This is a genomic window from Brotaphodocola sp., assembly GCF_983179755.1.
Genome location: NZ_CFAHBC010000002.1, coordinates 109,173 through 132,055 on the forward strand (window position 1 = coordinate 109,173; position 22,883 = coordinate 132,055).

Below are 22,883 nucleotides of genomic sequence, written 5' to 3' on the forward strand. Positions count from 1 at the left end.
GAGATTGCCTTGGGGAGAAAAGAGGAACGTGTATGGAAAAGAGAGGATGTGGCATGCTACTTCCGGTAGCGAGCCTTCCGTCAAAGTATGGAATCGGAGCATTTTCAAAAGAAGCCTATGAGTTTGTCGATAAACTTGTGAAGGCGGGACAGCAGTACTGGCAGATCTTGCCGTTGGGACCGACGGGCTATGGGGATTCTCCGTATCAGGCATTTGGTGCGTTCGCAGGAAATCCATACTTTATTGACTTAGAGCAGTTGATTGAAGCTGGTCTGCTGACCGAAGAGGAATGCCAGATGGTAGACTTCGGAAGTGATGACCGCGATATCGATTATGGAAAGATTTACGAGAATCGATTCCCGCTTCTGAAGAAAGCGTTTTTGCGCTGGGAGGAACAGCAGAAGAAGGCAGGGCTGGATGAGAAAGAAATCCGGAAGTACTTAAAGAAACAACTCCGTGCGGAGACGAGAGATTACTGTTTCTATATGGCGCTGAAGAATCAGTTCGGAGGAAAGAGCTTCAGCGAGTGGGACAAGGATATTCGTACCCGCGAGGATGATGCGCTCAAGCATTATAAGAAAGAGCTGGGAGAAGAGATTGCATTCTATGAGTTCCAGCAGATGATTTTTGAGAAGCAGTGGAAGGCACTCAAGACTTATGCAAATGAGCGTGGAATCCGCATCATCGGAGATATTCCGATCTATGTGGCATCGGACAGCGCAGACAGCTGGGCACATCCGGAGCTTTTCCAGTTCGATGAGGACTGTCGCCCGACCGCGGTTGCAGGATGCCCGCCGGATGCTTTTTCTGCAACCGGACAGCTTTGGGGCAATCCGCTCTATCGGTGGGATTATCATAAAAAGACGGGATATTCCTGGTGGATGGATCGCATGGAGTACAGTTTTGAACTCTATGATGTCGTTCGTGTCGACCATTTCCGTGGATTTGATGCCTATTATTCGATTCCGGCAGGATCAAAGACCGCAGAGTTTGGTCACTGGGAGGACGGTCCGGGATATGACCTTTTCAAGAAGATGAAGGAGCGTTTTGGAACTCTTGATATCATTGCCGAGGATCTTGGATTTTTGACTCCATCGGTATTTAAACTTGTGGAAAAGACGGGATTTCCGGGAATGAAGGTTCTGGAATTTGCATTCGACGGAGGTCCGGGAAATCAGTACCTGCCACATCACTATGAGAAGAACTGTGTGGTGTATACAGGAACGCATGACAACATGACGCTTCAGGGATGGTATCATGAGCTGAATCCGGAGACGAAAAAATTTGCGGTAAATTATCTCGGAAATGAGCGGATTCCTCAGGGAGAGATCCACTGGGATTACATTCGCCTTGCGCTCGCAAGTACAGCTCGCCTTGCCGTGATTCCGGTTCAGGATTATCTCGGACTTGGAAATCGTGCGAGAATCAATGAGCCGTCCACACTCGGAAAGAACTGGCGTTGGAGAATGAAGACGGGAGATCTGACGGAGGAGATTCTTGAACGATGCAGACAGATGGCGGAGCAGTACAGCCGTGTGCCGGAGGATAAGCAGGAAGATGAGCCGGAAAAAGATTTAGAGAAAATGTGAGCATCAAATGAAAAACACTGTATAAAAATAATTCCCAAAACAAAATAAGAAAATCAAAATAGATAAAATAAAATGAGCAAAGAAAAAGCTGTCCGTTTCGGTTCCCTTGCGAAACCAAAATAGACAGCTTTTTTTTATTCGTTGAAATCATCCCAACGGGAAAGGATTTTAATCTTAATCTTACTGAAGATCAAGAACAAGTCCATCCTCGGATTCTTCCTCGCTCGAAGATTCCGTCGTTGTTTTATCTGTGTCGGTGATAGAACGTTCACTGATGGATGTTGTGGACTCTGTCTCGTCTGAATCAGAGATCACAGCGTCATTCTGATCGGTCCCTCCGGGAAGAATCGTCTCAGTCTCGCCCTCACCGATCTGGTGAAGCGGGCCATCTGAGGATTCCAAAGATTCTGCCATTCCGTTTTTGTGAATCATATAACTGCGTTGAACTTCATTTCCTGCCTTGTCCAGAGCGGTGATCTGAATTCCATTGCTTCCCACCTTATAGGAGATGATGCCGGAGGAACGGTCAAAGACAAGCGGTTCAATCGACTGTCCGTCAGCGTTTACAGCCTTGATCGAGTCAAAGTTGACTCCGGACTGGCTGTCGTTGACATTCAGGGTCAGAATGTCTTTGTCGAACTTCGGAGAGTCGAAGGTCGGCGGAACATCGTCGAGAACGTTGACATGGTCGAAAAACTGTCCGAACATTCCGTTGATATTTGTGATGTCAGCTTCCACAGAACCATTTTTGTTGACGGTCACGACATAGGAACGCTTGGATTCCTGAGTCATCTCAAGCGGAGTTCCATCGAGCGTTACCTCAAGAGATTTTACTGGGAACAGGGAGGTAACCTGAACCCGAACCTGAGTAGTCAGATAGTCCTGTGTGTCTGCGACTTCAATCGTAAGTTTTGGGGAAGCCGTCACACAGTAAAAAAGAATTCCGTTAAAAATCAGAAACGGAAGGACATAAAAAAGCAGTACATGCCGAAACCCATCGGATCTTCTCCGGGTATGGCTGGACTGCCGACTGGATTGATTCTGATATGATCCCATAGAACACTCCTTATTTCCAGGCTGATGCCTTGATTTCTGCACATAAGCATAACAGAAAAACAGGGCTTTTACAAGAAAAGATTTTCTTACAATCATTCTTTTCAGTCACAATCAGGTATGATATAATGAGCGCAAAAGAAAAAATTAAAATTATCATTCATAAAAGAAAACGGGGGCGTGTCAGGGCGGGCTGACCGGTGTGAAAGGAAGTACGATGATCGAGAGAGCAGCGGAATTTGCGACAGAGGCACATGAGGGTGTGATGAGAAAGGGAAGCAAAGTTCCTTACATCTATCATCCGATGGAGGTAGCGCTGATTGTAGCGCTTTTGACGACGGATGAGGAAGTGATCTCAGCGGCATATCTGCATGATGTGCTGGAAGATACAGAAGTGACTCCTGAAGAGCTGGAGGAGGCTTTTGGACCGAGAGTGAGAAGTCTGGTAGAATCAGAGAGTGAGAACAAGGCATTGACCTGGAAAGAGAGAAAGGGAGCGACGATTGAGCGTTTGAAGACGGCATCGTTAGAGACAAAGATTCTTACGCTAGGGGACAAGTTGAGTAATATGCGTTCGACTGCCCGTGATTATATGGTGGAGGGTGAGAACATCTGGCAGCGCTTTCATGAGACGAGACCGGAGTGTCATCGCTGGTATCTTGAAGGGGTTTTGGAAGGCTTGAAAGAGCTTGAGAATACCTCAGCATATCAAGAACTTGTGCGCCTCTACCACTTTGTCTATGAGGGCAAGTGGGGACTGATGACGCCGGAAAAGAAATAATGATGGAGAAGAGGAAAAAGAACGATGGAACCACGCGAATATGTAGTAGAACAGATTGATGGAGATTATGCGCATTTGAGAAGAACGGATGCACAGGAGGAAGAACTCAAGCTGGTGGCGCGCGCCCTGCTTCCGGATGGGATTATGGAGGGAAGCCGTCTCCATTATGAGATGCTGGAATATACGTTGGCATAAGCCAAGACAGCGCAGATGTCCCTCCATTTGTTATCGTATAGATAGGGGGACAAAAGTGATTAAATGATTATCGAAAATTTTATTCTTTATATTTTATTTTGGGAAAAAGTCTGATGCGAGAGTCTGATAGGATTCCGCATGCAGGCTTTTTTTGCGTCATATGATGTAAGAGTCTGAACCGAAAAGGAAAGGGATGGCGTGGCAGGATGGGTGAATGGTATCGGTATTCGGGGAAGGAAGTGTGCAGACAATTTCAGGTATCGGAGCATGGACTGAGCAAAAAACAGGCGGAAAAGCGCCTTGCACAGATTGGTGAAAACTGCCTGAGCGGGCAGAGAGAGAAGAAAGTCTGGCAGGTTTTTGTGGAACAGTTTGCGGATCTGCTTGTATGGATTCTTCTTGGTGCGGGGATGATTTCTGCACTGTCAGGAGATTTTGAGAGTACGGCAGTGATCGGGGCAGTGTTGATTTTGAATGCAGTCCTGGGAACAGTTCAGCATGAAAAGGCGAGAAAGTCTTTGGAGAGTCTCAGAGCGATGTCGGCACCGTCTGCCCATGTTCTGCGGGACGGAACTGTCATCGAAATTCCATCGCGTGTCATTGTTCCGGGGGATCTGCTGATCTTGTCTGCGGGAGATCTGGTCTCAGCAGACGGTCGGGTTTTGGAGTCGCATGGTCTTCGGGTGAATGAGAGTGCATTGACCGGTGAGGCGGAGAGTGCCTGTAAGCAGGAGCAGGTTATTTTGGCAGGTATTTCCGATGGATCAATCGGAATTGGGGATCAGACCAATATGGTATTTTCGGGATCACTTGTGACAGCGGGGAGGGGAATCGCAGTTGTGACGGCGACCGGAATGAAGACGGAAATTGGAAAGATTGCCGGAATGATGAATGAGACGCAGGAGAAGGAGACTCCTCTTGAACTTTCAATGGAGCGTTTCGGGAGTCGGCTAGCGGGAGGAATTCTGATTATCTGTGCGCTGATCTTTGTGTTGAGTCTGTACCGAAGGATGCCTGTTCTCGAGGCGTTGATGTTTGCTGTAGCTCTTGCCGTTGCCGCGATTCCGGAGGCACTCGGCTCGATTGTGACGATTGTGCAGGCGATGGGAACACAACAGATGGCGAAAGAGCATGCGATCATCAAGGATTTGAAAGCGGTGGAGAGCCTTGGCTGTGTGTCGGTGATCTGTTCGGATAAGACGGGGACGCTGACGCGCAACCAGATGCATGTGGAAGAATTTTGGAGCGGTGGGCGAGGTGTGAAGAACGGGGCAGAGAGTGAGAGCATGCTTCTTTTAGCTTCTGTTCTGAACAATGACAGTCATGGCGAAATCGGTGATCCGATGGAGAAGGCACTTTTGAAAAATGCGGGGCAGGCAGGAATCGCGGTGGAGAAATTGCAGAGGGAATACCCGCGCGTGGATGAGATTCCGTTTGATTCGAGGCGAAAGAGGATGACGACTTTGCATGCTTGCCCGGATGGAGCGGAACTTTTGATTGTGAAAGGAGCGTGGGAGGTGGTGATTGAACTCTGCACGGAGATTCAGACCCCGGCGGGGGTTCGAACAATGGATGCAGGGTGGCGAAGGCGGATTGCACAGGAGACAGCAAGTTGGGCGAAAAATGGATTTCGCATTCTGGCATTTGCATTTCGCAAGAGTAAGGAGAGGGAGGCAAGCCGAGAAAAAGGATTAAGATATGGTGAGAAATTAGAGCGAATTGATAGTAGGGACAGGGGAGATAAGAAAAATCTGATATTTCTTGGGATGGTGGCATTTTTAGATCCTCCGCGCGCGGAATCTCAGATGGCGGTTGCGACGGCAAAGCGGGCAGGAATCCGGACGATTATGATTACGGGAGATCACAAAGGCACGGCGGAGGCGATTGCAGAGAAAGTCGGAATTAAAGATCCCAACCGAAACGACCAAACTGTAACGGGAGCGGAACTTGATCGGATGACAGAGGAAGAGCTGATGGGAAAACTTGAGCGAATCTCGGTTTATGCGAGAGTGTCGCCGGAACACAAGATTCGGATTGTGAGAGCATGGCAGGAGCGGGGAAAGATCGTGGCAATGACGGGGGATGGAGTCAATGATGCGCCTGCGCTTCGAATGGCAGACATAGGAATTGCGATGGGAAATGGCGGGACTCAGGTGTCGCGGGATGCATCGTCGATGATTTTGACTGACGATAACTTTGCGACGATTGTGAAGGCAGTGGCAAACGGGAGAAATGTCTACCGGAATATCCGCCATGCGATTGAATTTCTGCTGTCGGGAAACATGGCGGGGATTCTTTGTGTATTGTATACATCAATCCTTGCCCTCCCTGTTCCATTTGAACCGGTTCACCTGCTTTTCATCAATCTGGTGACGGATTCGCTTCCGGCAATTGCGATTGGAATGGAAGCGCAGGAGGAGGGACTTCTCGATCTGCCTCCCCGAAATTCGAAGGAGAGCATTGTCACACGGAAACTTGCACTTGAGATTCTGTTTCAGGGTGGGCTTATCGCGTGCAGTACGATGATGGCGTATGCGGTTGGGCTTCACGACAATGCGACGACGGCGAGCACGATGGCGTTTGCATCGCTGACACTTGCCCGCCTTTTTCACGGATTCAACTGTCGGAGCCGTCATTCGCTGTGCCGGATCGGAATTCTCAGCAATCTGTGGACTGTGCTTGCGCTGGTTGCCGGAACCGCGCTTCTCGGAGCCGTATTGTTTTTGCCGAATTTACAACCGCTGTTTGAGACCGCAGATTTGAATGTAAGGCAGACCACAGCTCTGTTTCTGATTGCACTTTTGCCGACGATCGTGATTCAGGGAGGAAAGATTCTGCGCGAAGCTCTCGAATAAAAGGCGATTCGTTCCCCTACCCGCCTTGATACCTTGTCTTGCAAGTGGCTTGTTACGGAATGTGCACGTGCATTGCAGAATTTACGGAACAAAGCGGTAACCGAGTCCGCGCACAGTCACGATGTGGCGGGGTTTCTGTTTGTCGTCCTCAATTTTACTGCGCAGACGGTTGATATAGACCATAATCGCATTGTCATCCACAATCACAGAATTCCCCCAGACCTGCTCGTAAATCATTTCTTTTGTGAAGACCTGATTGGGGTGGCGCAGGAAGAGCAGAAGGATTGCACTTTCCCGCGCGGAGAGAGTCAGTTCCTCTCCGTTTCGGTAAAAACGCATCGTGGAAGAGTGGTAGGAAAATGGACCGCACTCAAGCACATCGGAGTGGTTCAGGATGAGGTCTTTGTTGCGCCGGATCAGAGCCTTGACTTTTGCGCCGAGCACGAGAGGGCGAAATGGCTTTGTGATATAGTCATCGGCACCAATCGAGAGACCGTAGAGGGAGTCATAGTCCTCACTGCGCCCGCTGACAATGATAACAGGAGTTTTGATTCCCTGACTGCGCATCTGTTTGATGACCTCAAATCCCTCCATATCTCCGAGCATGACATCGAGAAGAACCAGCGCGTAGCTGCTGCTGTTTCTTGCGAGCAGGGAGAGGGCAGAGACACCGCAGTCTGCGACGTCGGTGTCGAGATCGTTGCTGTGCATGACTTTTTCAAGCAATTTGCAGATTGCCGGATCATCGTCGACAATCAGTACTTTATCGTTCATAAAAATCCCCTCTTTTCGTTTCCGATTTTCCGATCGTTTCCGTTCACACGTTGTGCAGACAATAGCGGGAGTTTTGGTTCCTGTACACGGAATTCGTTGCAGTTTGTGCAATGCGTGAACCGCAACGAGTTTGGTGAGAACGTTTGGACATTTTGTAAGAAATATTATAATATTAACAAAGAAGTGAGTCAATATAGGATGGGGTAAACGGGCCGACGCAAAAAATTTTGTGTTCCGGTTTATGCATTGTGCAAACGGGAATGGATTTTACTGATAAAAAGATAAAGTGATGGGGAGCGTGTGAACTCAAACACAATAAAAAAATCAAAGTGAGAGAAAAAACGGGAAAATAAAAACGGGAAGATAAAAAACGAGAAAATAAAAAATGAGAGAATAAAAGAACGAAAGAATAAGAAATGCGAGACAATAGGAAGACAAAAATTGGAGAAAGCGAGGAAGAATGAAAAGAAAAAATGAGAGAAAAAAAGCAGAGCGAGAAAAATCAACGAGATGCACAGACGAGAAATCAGGAGGAAAAGAAGCAGGAGAAAAATTTCCAGAAAAACCATATTCCGAAAATCACGGTGCTTCTATTTGTGGTTGCAGTTTTGCTGGTGATCCTGATCGGAAAGCAGAGCTGGAATGAATACCGGGATTCGATCATCGATAATCAGAAAAAGCAATTACTTCTGACGGTTCAGGGACTTTGCGACAGCATGGAAGAATTCATGGCTTCTTATGTAGATGATCTTGAGGGATTATGCATCCTGTCAGAGAAAAACTGGGATCAGAAAGAGGACAGGAATGGAGTGCAGAATAAAGAAGTTGCGGATTGGAGTTGTTTAGAGGAATATGTGGACACCCATGAGAGGCGAGTTGCCGATGTAGTCGCAGAGGATCTTGACGGAAATGTGATTGAGAGCGTTCACGGGTCGGAGATTGAGACGATTTACTCAAAGAGTCAGATTGATGACCATCAGACGCTGATTCAGGCAAAGCTCACAAATGGCAATATGGAACTGATTCTTCAGAGAGAGATCCCAGAAAAAGGAAAACTGTCGCTGATTCTCAACACAGAGCGATACTTTGAGACGATGATGGAGGGACTTCGCGTCGGCAAAAATGGATATGTGCTTTTGAAGGATTCCAGGGGAGTCATTTTGCTTCACCCGGAGCGGGAGCAGTGGGGAATCGATGTGATTCAGGACAGAGAAAAACTCTATCCCGGACTTGATTTGAGTAGTCTTCAGAAACTCATAAACAAGCAGAACCAGGGAGAGGAGGGCGTCGACGACTACTATTCTTACTGGTGGATGGAGCCGAATCAGCCTCGTGTGCGGAAAATCTGTGCGTACTCACCGATGTATATCGGGGAAGATTTTCTCGTGCTGAGTGCAGTTATGGACTACGATGAGGTCTACATTCCTGTTGCAGTCGGAGTTGTGCGCCTGATCACGATTTTCGTCATTTTCTTTGGAATCCTGATTGTGATGGGAATTGTACTCGGAGGGATGTTCATGCAGAGCAAGAAGGATTCGGAGCGGATCGCCTATCTGACGGAACTCAATGGAATTCTCGAAAAAATGCATCAGAGCGAGGAAAGAATCGCTCACCAGCAACGTCTTCAGATCATGGGAACGATGACCGGAGGAATTGCGCATGAGTTCAACAACCTGTTGACCCCGATTATGGGATATGCAGATCTTCTGATGATGGATCTGCCGGAGGACTCGGAGAGTTTCAGCAATGCGTATGAGATCTATGAGGCATCGGTTAAGGCGAAGGAGATCATTCAGCAGATTTCTTCTCTGAGCCGTAAAAATATGGAGACCGTTTATAAGAATGCGAGTGGCGACCATGTTTTGCGCAGGGCGCTCAAGATGGTGACTTCCGTCTGTCCGGACAATGTCACAATTGAGACAGATCTGAATGTTGGACAGGTCTGTATTCTCTGCAATGAGACGCAAATGAATCAGGTGATCTTAAATATCTGTGTCAATGCGATCCAGGCGATCGGGCATCGGGAGGACGGAAAACTCCGTGTAACTGCGCGGGTTGCCGACCGGGAGGAACTCACGAAAGTTGTGACAGATGAGATTCCGGAGACCTGGGAGAGATATATGAAGGTAGATATTTCGGATAATGGATGTGGAATGAGTGACGAGGTGCTTCGTCAGATTTTTGATCCGTTTTTTACGACGAAGAAAGGGGGAAAGGGAACGGGACTTGGACTCGCACTCGTGGAACAGATTATCGGCTCACACAAAGGTTATATTCAGGCGGAGAGTGTGCCGGAGCAGGGAAGTACGTTTCATATCTGGCTTCCGATCAATGAGCAGAAAGAAGAGATGGATTTGTCTGGACAGAAAAACGGGGATGGACAGGCAAAATCAGGAAGTGCTCAGATTCGGATTCTTGTGATTGACGACAATGCGAAAGTTCTTCAGATTTTGAAGCGAGATGCCGATCGTCAAAATGCTGATCTGAGCGGAAGCATGACATTTATGCAGGCGAGACAAAAACTTGAGGAGCAGATGTTTGATCTTCTTGTTGTTGATCAGGAGGTAGAGGGGCAGAGTGCGCTTGACTTCTGCATGGCGATTCAGGGACAGGAACCGGATCTGATCAAGATTGTGATGGCAGATCATGTGACGAAGGAGCTGATTGAGGCGCGAGAGCGCGGAATCATTCAGGCGTATTTAGACAAGCCGGTTTCTGTGGTGGAGATTTTAAATACCTCGATTCGGATTTGCTCAGAGGCAGAAAAAGGAAAAGGCAGAATCTAATGACAGGTGGATGAAACAGCTGAGCCTACATTTGAGCTATTTTGGGAATCACCTAAAATTGAGAGAGATTGCTTTTTGTTGACTACTGCACGACTGTATCACCACTTCAAACTACTGCAAAAAAGGGCTGCCACCCAGCAAAAATATTTGCTGATGTGACAACCCGTTTTATTATTTCATAGGAAATTGCGTCTTATGAAATAATAAATACCCCGCAAGGGTGCAAAGCGCCAGTGGCGCTTGTTATGCACCGACCACAGTGGAACAAAGATGCGCACTCGGCGCGGGAGTAGATGGTTGCTTTTTTATTCATCCTCACTGAAACGACTCCGCAAAAATCGTTTCAATGGGAAGATAAAGTCAGGAATAATTCAGAATAATCCGAAATAATCCGAAATAATCTGGAATAATCCGGAATCGGAATTAGCCGAAGTATCTCTTTAACAGACCCTCGAATGCCTTGCCGTGTCTAGCCTCGTCACGAGCCATCTCATGAACGGTGTCATGGATTGCATCGAGATTTGCAGCCTTGGCGCGCTTAGCCAGATCTACCTTACCCTCGGTTGCGCCGTTCTCAGCGTCAACACGCATCTGAAGGTTCTTCTTGGTGCTGTCGGTAACAACCTCGCCTAACAGCTCTGCAAACTTAGCAGCGTGCTCAGCCTCCTCATATGCAGCCTTCTCATAGTACAGACCGATCTCCGGATAGCCCTCTCTGTGAGCAACTCTTGCCATTGCCAGATACATACCAACCTCAGAGCACTCACCCTCGAAGTTTGCTCTCAGATCCTTCAGGATATCTTCGCTCACACCCTGAGCAACGCCAACTACATGCTCAGCAGCCCAGGTCTTCTCACCGCTCTGCTCTTTGAACTTGGAAGCAGGAGCCTTACATACCGGGCAGAATTCCGGTGCATTCTCGCCTTCGTATACATAACCACATACTGTACAAACCCATTTCTTCATAACCCAATTCTCCTTTTCTATAAAAATAAATTTTATTGATTCGTTTTAACTGACTCTTGTGACTTTGTGACTCTTACTATCATTAAATGTGAATGAAGTCTTTGCTGCAATCATTCTGTTGTTCCGCAAAAGGTTTGGAATCCTGAACTTTGGAAGATGCTGATTTCATCAATGAATTGGAAATTCAGATCTTTAAGTTTCTTCAAGTTCTTAAATTGAAAACAGTAATGATTACTGATATTAAGATACCATATCTTATTGAGAATGTCAAGCCTATTTGAGAAAAAACTCAAATAATTTTGCGAATTATTTGATTGCAAAATGATTTCGCCAATAAGCAAATTTCTTAGTGCATTCTTAGTGCAGATTCTGCTTTAAACAGGCTCCGCAGGTTCCGTAAAAATATACGGTGTGGCTGTCAATCTTTCCGTCTGTAATTGCATTTGCCATGTCATTTAAGTTGGAGAGCGGGGACATCGCAAGGTCCTGGACGGCTCCGCAGGAGTGGCAGACAAAATGGTAGTGAGGAGAGGTGTCGGCATCGAAATGATCCTTTCCGTCTCCACAGGTGAGCTTCTGGATCTCTCCGAGCTCCACTAAGAGATTCAAGTTGCGGTAAACGGTTCCGAGACTGATATTCGGGAATTCCTCACGGATGCTGGAATAAACGGCATCTGCTGTGGGGTGATCCTTTCTTCCCATCAAACATGCCTTGATGGACTCGCGCTGACGGCTGTATTTCAGTACTTTCATAAAAAACTCCCTTTCTTTTATGAGGTTTGAATGTCGCCCAGAGGGAAGCCTTCCCTCCGAGCGGAATCATATTTAGTTGTCAAGTTTCATTGAGTTGTCGCTGTTGTTGTATAAAGATAAAAATAATAACGATTCCTATATTTAATATAATCATAAAAGAAAGAGAAAAGAAAGTCAAGAAGCGGATAAAATTCTGTCAGAAAATAATTTTGTTAAATCGTCTCTTTTGCAATTTGGATGAATTCTTTTGTTGCCTGAGACATATAATGACCTTTGTGGTAGCCGATTGCGAGAACACCGTGCGCCTTCGGGTAATCGAGGGAATAAAAATTCACGGGCATTCCGTTTTCTGCGTTCGAGGACAGTTCCCTGTAGCTTGAGATAAACATCTTTGGGTAGAATGTGATTCCCATTCCCTTGAACGCAAGCGCGAGAACGGTCTCGATGTTTTCCGTCTCAAGGACAATATTCGGGGAGACCTCTGCCTCCTCAAACATCTCATCTGCAAGGGTGCGCACGCGGTTTCCCTTGTTGATTAAGAGGAACGGACAGCGACTCAAGAGTTTCAAGTCAATGTGCCTGGAGAGCTGTTCTTTGATTTCCTGAAGCTGTCCCGGAAATGCTTTTTCGAGAACAGCATCGGGAACGGCGAGAAGAATCTCTTCCTCGCAGATCGGAACAGTCTCGACATTCTCCACTTTGATCGGGAGCATATCGATCAGCAGGTCGATGTTGCCGTGCAGAAGATCATCCGCAAGTTCAGAGGAATTGCCCTCCTCGAGTCGCAGTTCAATATTCGGAAATCGCTCCTTGTATACAGGAAGAATCTCCGGGAGAATCACACGACCGCGGGTGTGGGAGAGACCGATTGTCAGCTGACCGACAGAGAAATCCTTAATATCGGAGAGTTCGCGGTAGGTCTCATCGCGCAATTCAAGAAGCTGGCGAGCCTTTGCCTGGAGTGCGTGACCGGCATAAGTCAGCGTCAATGGGGTGGTGCGGTTGAAGAGAACCACATCAAATTCTTTTTCCATATTGGAAATGTGATTGCTCAGGGACTGCTGGGAGATGAAGAGCCGTTTGGCGGCCTTTGTAAAATTCAGCTCCTCAGAAGCCACAAGAAAATATTCCAGATTCAGGAAATTAATCATTTGCCGGACCTCCTGCAGTCAGCATTTTTGCGAGACATGGAATGTAGGAGGCAGCCTTCTCGAGAGATGTGTTCACGACAAGTTCCTCCGGGAAATCGACTTCCTTTAAGAGATCGTAAGCACGGCTGTGGTTGCCGACATCTGCCTCGCAGTGCGCATCGCTGTCAAGGACGATCGACGCCTTGTGCTTTTTGCAGAGCTCCAACATCGTCAGATAGTTTTCATGCGCATTTTTTCGGTTGCTCTGCGGGTGCAGGGAGCTGGAATTGACCTCCAAAAGCACATGCTCCTCCTTTGCGGCGCAGACAAGAGTCTCGTAATCAACCGGGAAACGGCCATCGTCCGGATGACCGATAATCTGAACAGACGGATGTTTCATCGCGCCGAGGTAGGCAGAGGTATTCTGAGCCACGGTTCCGCTTGTGAAGCATGGATCGTGAATGCTGGCGATACCGAAGTCGAGGCCTCTTAAGAAGCGCGGTTCCAGGTCGACACTTCCGAGATAATCAATGATATTTAACTCGCATCCGAGCATCAGGCGAACGCCGTAAAGTTCTCTCGGAACGACCTTAAAGTTGATAAAATAAAATGGATGGCAGGCTCCCGGAATTCCCGGCGCGTGCTCCGTGACACCCAAGAGACTGAGTCCCTTGTCAGAAGCAGAGCGAACCATCTCGTAAAGAGTGTTGTATGCATGACCACTGACGATTGTGTGGCTGTGCAGGTCCATGATGTCTTTCATAAAAATGTCCTCATTGTATTTTAGTTTGTTTCATTTGGCGAAATGTTATGCAAATGTTTTACATTTATGTATGTTTTCCCATTCGTTCATTATAGCATATTTTTACACATAAAACTATGGAAAAAAGGGCAAAAATGTGGTAAAGTCAACATAGTGTTACTGTATGTAAGTAGGTACTTTTGGAACCGAAAGTGCTGTACAAGAACGAAATGGTCGCGGGAATTTGCCGTATTCAAATGCGAAGCCACGGCAAAATTCGTTGCTGGTCATGCAAATATGAGCAGTAACAACATAGTTGCCGATGTTTAAATCGGCGAGGAAAGAGGAGGACTTGACTTATGAGCGAAGAAGTAAAAGAGACGATGGAGGATTACGCCAGCGAGCTGGAGGCATCCTATAAAGAGTTTGATCAGCGTCGGAATAGTCGTTATGAGGAACAGGATGGTCCGGATGCAGAAAAGTGGGCAGAGCTGGCTCAGATGATGGAAGACAAGACTGTAACCACCGTGAAGGTAAAGGAAGCTGTCAAAGGCGGACTGGTTGCTTATATCAATGATGTACAGGGATTCATCCCGGCATCTCAGGTTTCTACTCATTATGTAGAGAAATTGGAAGACTGTGTCGGTCAGCATCTCGATGTTGTTCCGATCACTGTTGACCCGGAGAAGAAGAGACTCGTTCTGTCCGCAAGAGCTGTCATGAGAGAAAAAGAGGCAGCTGAGCGCGCAGAGAAGATGGCAGGCATTCAGGTTGGCGAGATTGTAGAGGGAACCGTAGATTCTCTGAAAGATTACGGCGCATTCGTAAATCTGGACAACGGACTGAGCGGACTGATTCACGTTTCCCAGATCAGCAAGCAGAGAGTGAAGAGTCCGGCTGCTGTTCTCAAGGAAGGCGAGAAGGTAAAGGCAAAGATCATCGCACTCAAGGATGGCAAGATCAGCTTAAGCATCAAGGCTCTCGATGAGGATGTGGAAGTGGCAGAAGAGACCAATACCTATGATTACAAGGAGAACGGTGAGGCAACAACCGGTCTTGGCGCACTGCTGAAAGACCTGAAACTTTAGAGTGCAGCTGAATTCACCTGATAGGATCATCTGCACTCTGGGATTCCGGTCCGGCAGGCTCTTATGTACAAAAAGAAAGCAAATGCAAAAATCATGCATTTAGAAAAAAGAAGGAGGGATAGGTAAGATGAATATCCCCGATGCATACAGCCAGTTGGACCAGTGGAACTCGGTAATGTTTCTGTATGATTCGGCGCTCAAGGCGATCAACACAAAGATAGAGATTTTGAATGGAGAGTTTGTCCATATTTACGGGCACACTCCGATCGAACATATCAAGTCGCGCCTGAAAACGCCGGAGAGTATTGTCAAAAAACTGAAAGGCGATGGTCACGAGGTCACGATTGAAAATATGGTGGAAAAACTCAGTGACATCGCCGGAATCCGGATTATCTGTTCGTTCACTCAGGATATTTATAAGATTGCGGACATGATTGCGAGACAGAAGGATGTGACCGTTCTCTATGTGAAGGATTACATCAAACAGCCCAAACCGAACGGATACAAGAGTTATCATATGGTTGTGACGATTCCGATTTATCTGACGGAGGGACCGGTGGAGACGAAGGTGGAGATCCAGATTCGCACGGTCGCAATGGATTTCTGGGCAAGTCTGGAACACAAGATTTATTATAAGTTTGAGGGCAATGCTCCTGATTTTCTCGAGGCGGAGCTGAAAGCATGCGCCGACATGGTGGATATGCTTGACGCGAAGATGTTCTCTCTGAACCAGTCCATTTTGGCACTGGGACAGGATGGACTGGAAAATGTGCAGGAACAGAAAGATAAATAAAGGATATAGAGTTGGGAGTAAAAATTGTGCTGTCTCATATTAGTTTCATATATTTTCTGCAAAAATGAAGCAGGATAACTGCGGGATGTTTGCGGGATAGGGTATGACACAGCACAGGAGAAACAGACATAAGATGAAGACACTGGCAAAAGACACCTGGCAGATCGCCTGTCAGAACTGGAAAAATATTCTTTTGTTCGAGCTTCTGTACCGTATGGTGACGATGCCGGCTTATTTACGGCTGATCAGCCGTGGGGTGCGTCTGGCCCTTGAGAAAGCCGGATACAGCTATCTCACAGCAGGGAATATCGGAGGATTTTTCCTTTGTCCGTGGACGATTCTGATTTTGATTGGAATTGTGGCGGTGGGAATGCTTCTGGTTGTTCTGGAGATAGCCGGACTCATTACTGCATTTCAGGGGTCAGCCTATTATCAGAAGCTGACCCCTTTGCATATTTTATGGGGCGGAATGGAAAAAACCGCGACAGAGATCTGGAAGAAAAACTGGAAACTGGCAGTCATAACTTCTGTTCAGGTTGTGCTGATGAATCTCTTTTTTGTTTTAAGGATTCTGACGCACACAAAACCGTTGAATTTTGTGCTCAAAGAGATCATGAACGAGCCGTGGGTGGCATTTTTTCTTGTGGTTCTTCTGATTGTCCTGATCGTGGCGGTCTATCCGGCGATGTTTGTGCCGTATGGATGTATGATTGAGCAGAAAGCCTTTTCGGACAGCCTGCACCGGAGTCATGTTCTGACCCGTCATCGGAAACGGTTTGTCGCCGGACTCATGATTCTGTGTGAGATCTGCGTCTGCGCAGTCTCGATTCTCGCCTATCTCGTGGGAGTTGTGATTGCAGCGATTCTTGTGAATTTTTATGCGGATCAGACGCTTGCGATGGCAGTCCTTCTGCGCGTCGCAGATCGGATTGAGCTGGCGGTTCTCTTTGCGGGAAGCATTCTGGCGGTTGTGGGCTGTTATGCCTCGCTTTCGGTCTGCTATTACCAGTACGGGACGAGGCATCTCCATGAAGAACGATGGGATTTTCGCTATCCGGCACGGGGGACACCAAAACGGCGCAGAATTGTGATGGTGATGGCGATTTTGGCATCGATTGGCGTATTTTCGATCTGGGATATGGTGCGGACGGGTCCGACCGTGACCGATCGACTGCTGACTCAGGTGGAGATCACGGCGCACCGCGGAAGTTCCAAAAATGCTCCGGAAAATACGATGTCAGCGATTCAGATGGCAATGGAAGAGATGGCGGACAGCGCGGAGATCGATGTTCAGCTCACTTCGGATGGAGTGGTTGTTCTCGGTCACGATGCAAGCCTGAAGCGTGTGGCGGGAGTCAATCGCCCGATCAGTTCGATGACCTGGGAGCAGATTCAGAAACTGGATGTCGGCTCGTGGTTTTCGGATTCCTATGCGGGGGAGCAGATTCCATCACTTGAGGAAGTGCTTGAGGCCTGCCATGGAAAAATGCACCTGAACATTGAAATCAAAAATGTGGGGGCAGACAGCGATCTTCCCGCCCGCGTTGTAAATCTGATTAAGAGTGCGGGAATGGAAGAGCAGTGTGTGGTCACCTCGACAAGTCTGAGTTATTTGAAGGCGGTCAAGGAGATTGATCCCCAGATTGTGACGGGATATATCATCTCGGCGGCATACGGCAATTTCTATTCGAGCGATGCCCTTGATTTCATCAGTTTGCGAAGCAGTTTTGTTGATCGGCATCTCGTGGAAAATGTTCATGCACAGGGCAAGGGCGTTTTTGCGTGGACGGTCAACAACAAGAGCGAGATGGAGAGATTGATGATGCTCGGCGTGGATGGAATCATCACAGACCGCCCGGTTCTTGCAAGGGAGATTGTTTACCGGGAAGAAGCGACAGAAACTCTCTTTGAGTATCTGAGAATGGTATTCCGGTAGAGAAAGAATTCCTCTTGCCGTGAATCGCTCCTGCTTATGCAAGAATTGCAAGAATCAACAAATGAAAACAAATGAAGCAAAAAACAGAACGATAAATAACAATAGAGAAAAAAGAAAAGAGAACAAAAGATGCGTACAGTGGTACAGCGTGTGACCCATGCCAGTGTAAAAGTGGATGGTCAGACAATCGGAGAGATCGGAAAGGGATTTCTGATTTTGCTTGGCGTCGCAGAGGAAGATGACGAAGCCATCGCAGATAAGATGGCAGACAAGATCTGCCGTCTGAGAATTTTTGAAGATGAAAATGGAAAAACGAATCTCTCACTCGCTGATGTCAGCGGGGAGATTCTTGTAGTCAGCCAGTTTACGCTGTATGCGGACTGTAAAAAAGGCAATCGCCCGAGTTTTGTGAAGGCGGGAAATCCAGAAAAGGCAAACCGCCTTTATGAGTATTTCATGAAACGCTGTCAGACTCATGTGCAGACGGTTGAACATGGACAGTTCGGAGCCGATATGAAGGTGGAACTGCTCAATGATGGCCCGTTTACGCTGATGCTTGACAGTAAAGAATTATAACTCAGAGTGGATGTCCCCCTCCTCTTTAGGTGGGGTATCACAAGTCTTCTCAGGAGGGGGACAATCCCCTTCTGAGTTATACGCTCCGCGAGGGTGCGCAGTAATTCTGATGGGAAGATGTCAGCAAAGCTGACCAGAATTACGCGCCAAGTCTCTGCGAGCGTCGACTTGAATTCATAAATTTACTGAGTAAAAAAGGAGTGTATATCATGGCAGAAATGGAAAAAGAGAAGAGTGCTGGACAGTTGCTCGAGGAGGAACTGATGTGGAAATTCCCGCATATCGGCAAGGAAGCACCGGAGCAGAATGAGGAGGCAAATGCATTCTGTGAGGGATATAAGGCATTTTTGAATGCAGGAAAGACCGAGCGTGAGTGCGTGCTCGGCGCGCTGAAACTGCTCAAAGAGGCTGGATACGAGGAACTCGATGAGAAGAAATCTTATGCACCGGGCGATAAGGTTTACTATGTGAACCGCAAGAAAGCGATTCTGATGACAACATTTGGAAAACGTCCGGTCAGCGACGGTGTCCGCATCAACGTGGCTCATATCGATTCTCCGCGCCTTGACTTAAAGCCAAATCCGCTTTATGAGAAGAGCGACATCGCTTACTTTAAGACTCATTATTACGGCGGAATCCGCAAGTACCAGTGGGGAACGACTCCGCTTGCAATGCATGGTGTTGTTGTGAAGAAAAATGGAGAAGAAGTAACCGTTTGCATCGGTGAGGAAGAGGGCGATCCTGTATTCTGCGTCAGCGATCTTCTTCCGCATCTGGCAGGAAAGCAGAATGAGCGCAAGCTGTCCGATGGACTTCGCGGTGAGGAGCTCAATGTCATCGTCGGATCGATTCCGTTTGTGGATGACAAGGTGAAAGAGCCGGTAAAACTGCTCGCTCTCAAACTTCTGAATGAGAAGTATGGCATCACCGAGGCAGATTTCTTCCGCGCAGAGATCGAGATGGTTCCGGCACAGAAGGCAGTCGATGTCGGCTTTGACAGAAGTCTTGTCGGCGCTTACGGACAGGATGATAAGGTGTGTGGATATACGGCTCTGATGGCAGAGATCGAGGCGAAGGATCCGGAGTACACGACCGTCACGATTCTTTCCGACAAGGAGGAGATCGGTTCAGAGGGAAATACCGGAATGAATTCCGATTACTTTAAGCACTATGTTGAGAGACTTGCAGACATGGCAGGAGTTCCGGTCAGAGACGTCTTCACCCGTTCCCTGTGCCTGTCCTCTGACGTTAACGCAGCTTATGATCCGACATTCTCCGATGTGTTTGAGGCAAACAATGCAAGCTACATCAACAAGGGCTGTGTACTGACGAAGTACACCGGCGCAAGAGGAAAGTCCTCCTCCAACGATGCAAGCGCAGAGACGATGGCAAAAGTCATCCGCATCATGGAAGAGAACGGCGTTTACTGGCAGACCGGCGAACTCGGCGCAGTCGATGTAGGTGGTGGCGGTACGATCGCAAAGTACATCGCTCATCTCGACATTGATGTAGTAGATCTCGGCGTGCCGATCGTGTCGATGCACGCACCGTTTGAGCTGGCAGCAAAGCTGGATATTTATAATACTTATAAGGCATTTAAGGCATTCTATAAGTAAGAGATCGTGTAAGAGATAAGAGAAGCAATACCAAGAAAAGCAAGAAAAGAAAAACGATAGAAGAAATCTACAAAAAATATACGAAAAAGGAATCCGACATAAAGGTCTGTGTCGGATTCCTTTTTATATCTGTTATCCTCTTTGGAATCATTTAACTTGCTGTAAAATCTAAAATCCCATATAATGAAGAATATAAATATACGATTAGAGATTCAACTAAATATAACATTACTAAGATAGTATTTGTGTAGAAAAATTATCTTAAACGGTTGGCAGAAAGGAGCGGTAGCATTGAAAAAATTGAATCTGCCGGTGGGGATTTCTGATTTTGAAAAGATTCGTGAAAATGGATATTACTATGTAGATAAAAGTGGTTTGATTTCGGAGTTGTTGGAGAGGGAGACTGCGGAGGTGACGCTGATTACGCGCCCGCGGAGATTTGGCAAGACATTGGGAATGAGCATGCTTGCCAATTTTTTTGATATCCGCAAAGACAGCAGCAGATTATTTGATGGTTTGGAAATTACGAAAAATAAAACGTTGTGTGAGCGCTGGATGAATCAGTGCCCTACGATTTTATTTTCATTGAAAGATATTGATGGATTGACTTTTTTAAACGCATATAATCAAATGCAGATGCAGATTGCGAATCTATATAAAGAATATACTTATCTGCTTGACTCTGATGAGATTGATCCAGATGATAAAAATCTTTTTCTTCAAATAAAAGCGGGAAATGCAAATGAAACTCAAATTAGCCGTTCGTTGAATCTTTTGATGCGGATGATGCACCGATATTATAAAAAACAGGTTGTCTTGCTGTTGGATGAATATGATGTTCCGATTGCAAAGGCGAGCAGTAATGGGTATTACGCGCAAATGATGGAGATCGTAAAAACGATGATGAGTACGTCACTAAAAGATAATCTGTCTCTTCGATTTGCGGTGATTACAGGATGTCTGAAAATTGCCAAGGAGAGTGTATTTACCGGAACGAATAATTTTGTCTCTGATACGATCACGGATTCCAAGCTGAATGAATATTTTGGCTTTACGCAAGAGGAAGTCGCGCAGATTTTAAGCGATGCGGATGCAGTGGAAAAACGAGATTGTATCAAAGAATGGTATGACGGATATCATTTTGGAGATTTTGATGTGTATTGTCCCTGGGATGTGATGAATTATCTGTTTGATATTCAGAAAAATTCAAATATGCAACCGGCAAGTTACTGGAGAAATACAAGTGATAATGCGATTATTCGCTCTTTTATTGACTATGCGGGAAGCAGTATTACAAAAAAGATGGAGACTCTGTTGGCGGGTGGATCGATTCTTCAACGTGTAGATGAAAATCTGACATATGATTATCTCCATTCTTCCGAGGAGAATCTGTGGAGTGTGCTGTATCTGACCGGATATCTGACAAAAGTCAGAAAGATGAAAGATAGAAGTGGGCTGTCTAATGAAATATTTGAACTGAAAATTCCAAATAAGGAGATCCGGGAGATTTTTGAAACCACGGTGATGAAGTGGTTTGACGACAATGCAAAAAGCTGGGATCGGGGAAATCTGTTTCATGCAGTGTGGAGCGAGGATGACAAGGTTCTTACACAGGAAATGAGCAAATTGCTTCGCAAGACGATCAGTTATCATGATTATAAGGAGGACTTTTATCACGCATTTCTGGCAGGAATTTTTGCGGGAGCGGGATACGAGGTGGAATCAAACAAGGAGCATGGAGAAGGTCGAAGCGATGTGGTTGTGTATGACTCGGTGAATGGTCGTGTCGCAATTTTTGAAGCAAAATATTCCAAGACGTTGCAGGATATGACGGAGGATTGCAAGAGGGCGATCCGTCAGATTTCCGATCGGATGTATGCGAAAGACTTTCAGGATGATTATGACCAGATCTGCTGTTACGGGATTTCTTTTTATAAAAAACGTTGTATGGTGATGTGTGCAGAGGGAGAGCAGGTGGATTTTCCCGAATCTGAATAATTTATGAATTCCGGCAAATTGCTTTTTAAATTCTGGCGGATATGCTATACTTGAGGGGCACATATTTGACTGTGTAATTTTTTTGACAAAGAAAAGGGCAGAATAATCATGAGAAAACATGTAAAACTGGTGCTTTGCGGTCTGGCAGTTGCAATGCTGGCAGCGGGCTGTTCCAAAAAAGATGATACGGCAAAAGAGACGACGGCGACGGAGTCTGACAGCAGTGCTTCTACTGAGACCGAGGCAGAGATCACGGACAAGGGCGAGGTGACAAAGCTCGGAAACTATAAGGGCGTGGAAGTAAAGCGTGAGTCCACCGAAGTTACTGATGAGGAAGTGGATCAGAAGATTCAGAGTATCCTCGATGCAAATCCGGAGTATGTGGAGATCACCGATCGTCCGGCACAAAACGGCGATACCGTTGACATCGACTATGTGGGAATGAAGGACGGAGTTGCATTTGATGGCGGTACGGCTCAGGGATACAAGCTGGAGCTTGGTTCCGGTACGTTTATCGACGGCTTTGAGGATGGTCTGGTTGGCGCATCTGTTGGTCAGGAGCTCAGCCTGAATCTGACGTTCCCGGAGAATTATGGCAACAGCGATCTGGCTGGTCAGGCAGTTGTATTTGATGTGACTGTGAATGCAATCGAGGAGAAGAAGGATGCAGTTCTCGATGATAATTTCGTTCAGAGAGTATCCGATTTCAAGACCGTAGATGAGTTCCGTGCAGACAACCTTGCAGAGCTTCAGGAGCAGAAGGAGCAGGAAGCAGATCAGCAGGTTGAGGAAGATGCGTTCATGGCAGCTCTGAATGACTGTGAGTTTGATCTGAATGAGGCAGCTGTGGATCAGCAGTACAACAACCAGCTCAACTATTATGAGAGCATGATGCAGGCTTACGGCATGACTTTAGAGAGCTATGCAAGCCTGTATGGCATGACTGAGGATGACTTCAAGGCTCAGCTCAGAACATCTGCTGAGAATGCAATCAAACAGCAGTTGATGGCTGAGGCGATTGCAGAGAAAGAGGGTCTTCAGGTAGAGGATGCCGATAAGGAGGCAGTCGCAAACCAGTACGGTATGGATGTTGCAACCCTTGAGCAGAGCTATGGCGAAGAGGCAGTGAACCAGACTGCAATGATGTACAAGGTAATTGATTTCATCAAGGACAATGCAGTTGTAAAATAAAGTGCAAAAATAGCTATGATAACTATTAAACAATCGCAAAAAAGAAATAATAGCAACACGT

At 46.8% G+C, this 22,883-nt stretch carries 18 protein-coding genes; 12 read left to right on the plus strand and 6 right to left on the minus strand.

Translation table 11 applies throughout. The annotated features are described in order from the left end of the window. Positions 1–32: 32 nt before the first annotated feature. On the plus strand, positions 33–1,589 hold the full coding sequence (malQ, locus tag AC4EVX_RS01705; RefSeq protein ID WP_177978204.1) for a 4-alpha-glucanotransferase: 1,557 nt from the start codon (positions 33–35) through the stop codon (positions 1,587–1,589). A gap of 180 nt (positions 1,590–1,769) precedes the next feature. On the opposite strand, the gene AC4EVX_RS01710 is transcribed toward malQ, so the two are convergent. Next, entirely contained in the window at positions 1,770–2,645 is an 876-nt protein-coding gene (locus tag AC4EVX_RS01710; protein WP_177978205.1) for a hypothetical protein, read from the minus strand. A gap of 214 nt (positions 2,646–2,859) precedes the next feature. On the opposite strand from AC4EVX_RS01710, the gene AC4EVX_RS01715 reads away from it, so the two are divergent. The 3 genes from AC4EVX_RS01715 to AC4EVX_RS01725 all read left to right on the plus strand — a co-directional run bounded on the left by AC4EVX_RS01715 (position 2,860) and on the right by AC4EVX_RS01725 (position 6,473). Further along, a complete protein-coding gene (locus tag AC4EVX_RS01715) occupies positions 2,860–3,423 on the plus strand; it encodes an HD domain-containing protein (RefSeq protein WP_177978206.1) in 564 nt (187 codons plus the stop codon). Positions 3,424–3,447: 24 nt separating this feature from the next. Continuing rightward, positions 3,448–3,618: a chorismate--pyruvate lyase gene (locus AC4EVX_RS01720; RefSeq protein ID WP_177978207.1), complete on the plus strand. Its 171-nt coding sequence runs from the start codon at positions 3,448–3,450 to the stop codon at positions 3,616–3,618. Between the two features lie 206 nt (positions 3,619–3,824). Then, positions 3,825–6,473: an HAD-IC family P-type ATPase gene (locus tag AC4EVX_RS01725; protein WP_177978208.1), complete on the plus strand. Its 2,649-nt coding sequence runs from the start codon at positions 3,825–3,827 to the stop codon at positions 6,471–6,473. A gap of 81 nt (positions 6,474–6,554) precedes the next feature. Here AC4EVX_RS01725 and AC4EVX_RS01730 read toward each other — a convergent pair whose 3' ends face one another. Continuing rightward, positions 6,555–7,247 (minus strand): winged helix-turn-helix domain-containing protein, encoded by a 693-nt coding sequence (locus AC4EVX_RS01730; protein WP_177978209.1) that lies wholly within the window; start codon positions 7,245–7,247, stop codon positions 6,555–6,557. A 473-nt stretch (positions 7,248–7,720) separates the two neighbouring features. Here AC4EVX_RS01730 and AC4EVX_RS01735 point away from each other — a divergent pair, with 473 nt between their 5' ends. After that, entirely contained in the window at positions 7,721–10,033 is a 2,313-nt protein-coding gene (locus AC4EVX_RS01735; protein WP_177978210.1) for an ATP-binding protein, read from the plus strand. Positions 10,034–10,456: 423 nt separating this feature from the next. Here AC4EVX_RS01735 and AC4EVX_RS01740 read toward each other — a convergent pair whose 3' ends face one another. The 4 genes from AC4EVX_RS01740 to AC4EVX_RS01755 all read right to left on the minus strand — a co-directional run bounded on the left by AC4EVX_RS01740 (position 10,457) and on the right by AC4EVX_RS01755 (position 13,645). Further along, the gene (locus AC4EVX_RS01740; RefSeq protein WP_177978211.1) at positions 10,457–10,999 is read right to left on the minus strand and encodes an NADH peroxidase; all 543 of its coding nucleotides are present in this window, start codon (positions 10,997–10,999) and stop codon (positions 10,457–10,459) included. Positions 11,000–11,356: 357 nt separating this feature from the next. Next, complete coding sequence (locus AC4EVX_RS01745) at positions 11,357–11,752, minus strand: Fur family transcriptional regulator (RefSeq protein WP_490159430.1); 396 nt, start codon at positions 11,750–11,752, stop codon at positions 11,357–11,359. 212 nt (positions 11,753–11,964) lie between these two features. After that, positions 11,965–12,903: a LysR substrate-binding domain-containing protein gene (locus AC4EVX_RS01750; RefSeq protein ID WP_177978213.1), complete on the minus strand. Its 939-nt coding sequence runs from the start codon at positions 12,901–12,903 to the stop codon at positions 11,965–11,967. Then, the gene (locus tag AC4EVX_RS01755; protein ID WP_177978214.1) at positions 12,896–13,645 is read right to left on the minus strand and encodes a PHP domain-containing protein; all 750 of its coding nucleotides are present in this window, start codon (positions 13,643–13,645) and stop codon (positions 12,896–12,898) included. Before AC4EVX_RS01755 ends, AC4EVX_RS01750 begins: the two co-directional genes overlap by 8 nt. Positions 13,646–13,983: 338 nt before the next feature. On the opposite strand from AC4EVX_RS01755, the gene AC4EVX_RS01760 reads away from it, so the two are divergent. The 7 genes from AC4EVX_RS01760 to tig all read left to right on the plus strand — a co-directional run bounded on the left by AC4EVX_RS01760 (position 13,984) and on the right by tig (position 22,822). Further along, positions 13,984–14,712 carry a S1 RNA-binding domain-containing protein gene (locus AC4EVX_RS01760; RefSeq protein WP_490159431.1) on the plus strand — a complete coding sequence of 243 codons (729 nt, stop codon included), beginning with the start codon at positions 13,984–13,986 and terminating at the stop codon, positions 14,710–14,712. A gap of 127 nt (positions 14,713–14,839) precedes the next feature. Next, the gene (locus AC4EVX_RS01765) at positions 14,840–15,505 is read left to right on the plus strand and encodes a GTP pyrophosphokinase (protein ID WP_177978216.1); all 666 of its coding nucleotides are present in this window, start codon (positions 14,840–14,842) and stop codon (positions 15,503–15,505) included. A 133-nt stretch (positions 15,506–15,638) separates the two neighbouring features. Next, entirely contained in the window at positions 15,639–17,441 is a 1,803-nt protein-coding gene (locus tag AC4EVX_RS01770) for a glycerophosphodiester phosphodiesterase family protein (protein ID WP_177978217.1), read from the plus strand. A 129-nt stretch (positions 17,442–17,570) separates the two neighbouring features. Beyond that, a complete protein-coding gene (dtd, locus tag AC4EVX_RS01775; protein WP_177978218.1) occupies positions 17,571–18,017 on the plus strand; it encodes a D-aminoacyl-tRNA deacylase in 447 nt (148 codons plus the stop codon). 209 nt (positions 18,018–18,226) lie between these two features. After that, a complete protein-coding gene (locus AC4EVX_RS01780; protein ID WP_490159432.1) occupies positions 18,227–19,633 on the plus strand; it encodes an aminopeptidase in 1,407 nt (468 codons plus the stop codon). 291 nt (positions 19,634–19,924) lie between these two features. Then, a complete protein-coding gene (locus AC4EVX_RS01785) occupies positions 19,925–21,631 on the plus strand; it encodes an AAA family ATPase (protein ID WP_177978220.1) in 1,707 nt (568 codons plus the stop codon). A gap of 108 nt (positions 21,632–21,739) precedes the next feature. Continuing rightward, the gene (gene tig / locus AC4EVX_RS01790; protein WP_177978221.1) at positions 21,740–22,822 is read left to right on the plus strand and encodes a trigger factor; all 1,083 of its coding nucleotides are present in this window, start codon (positions 21,740–21,742) and stop codon (positions 22,820–22,822) included. Positions 22,823–22,883 lie beyond the last annotated feature (61 nt).

Bases quoted from the DNA above. Each gene is read 5' to 3' on its own strand.
- AC4EVX_RS01735 (WP_177978210.1), top strand. From the start codon at position 7,721: ATGAGAGAAAAAAAGCAGAGCGAGAAAAATCAACGAGATGCACAGACG.
- AC4EVX_RS01745 (WP_490159430.1), bottom strand. From the start codon at position 11,752: ATGAAAGTACTGAAATACAGCCGTCAGCGCGAGTCCATCAAGGCATGT.
- malQ (WP_177978204.1), top strand. From the start codon at position 33: ATGGAAAAGAGAGGATGTGGCATGCTACTTCCGGTAGCGAGCCTTCCG.
- AC4EVX_RS01750 (WP_177978213.1), bottom strand. From the start codon at position 12,903: ATGATTAATTTCCTGAATCTGGAATATTTTCTTGTGGCTTCTGAGGAG.
- AC4EVX_RS01755 (WP_177978214.1), bottom strand. From the start codon at position 13,645: ATGAAAGACATCATGGACCTGCACAGCCACACAATCGTCAGTGGTCAT.
- AC4EVX_RS01780 (WP_490159432.1), top strand. From the start codon at position 18,227: ATGGCAGAAATGGAAAAAGAGAAGAGTGCTGGACAGTTGCTCGAGGAG.
- AC4EVX_RS01740 (WP_177978211.1), bottom strand. From the start codon at position 10,999: ATGAAGAAATGGGTTTGTACAGTATGTGGTTATGTATACGAAGGCGAG.
- AC4EVX_RS01765 (WP_177978216.1), top strand. From the start codon at position 14,840: ATGAATATCCCCGATGCATACAGCCAGTTGGACCAGTGGAACTCGGTA.
- AC4EVX_RS01710 (WP_177978205.1), bottom strand. From the start codon at position 2,645: ATGGGATCATATCAGAATCAATCCAGTCGGCAGTCCAGCCATACCCGG.
- AC4EVX_RS01715 (WP_177978206.1), top strand. From the start codon at position 2,860: ATGATCGAGAGAGCAGCGGAATTTGCGACAGAGGCACATGAGGGTGTG.
- dtd (WP_177978218.1), top strand. From the start codon at position 17,571: ATGCGTACAGTGGTACAGCGTGTGACCCATGCCAGTGTAAAAGTGGAT.
- AC4EVX_RS01725 (WP_177978208.1), top strand. From the start codon at position 3,825: ATGGGTGAATGGTATCGGTATTCGGGGAAGGAAGTGTGCAGACAATTT.
- tig (WP_177978221.1), top strand. From the start codon at position 21,740: ATGAGAAAACATGTAAAACTGGTGCTTTGCGGTCTGGCAGTTGCAATG.
- AC4EVX_RS01760 (WP_490159431.1), top strand. From the start codon at position 13,984: ATGAGCGAAGAAGTAAAAGAGACGATGGAGGATTACGCCAGCGAGCTG.
- AC4EVX_RS01730 (WP_177978209.1), bottom strand. From the start codon at position 7,247: ATGAACGATAAAGTACTGATTGTCGACGATGATCCGGCAATCTGCAAA.
- AC4EVX_RS01770 (WP_177978217.1), top strand. From the start codon at position 15,639: ATGAAGACACTGGCAAAAGACACCTGGCAGATCGCCTGTCAGAACTGG.
- AC4EVX_RS01720 (WP_177978207.1), top strand. From the start codon at position 3,448: ATGGAACCACGCGAATATGTAGTAGAACAGATTGATGGAGATTATGCG.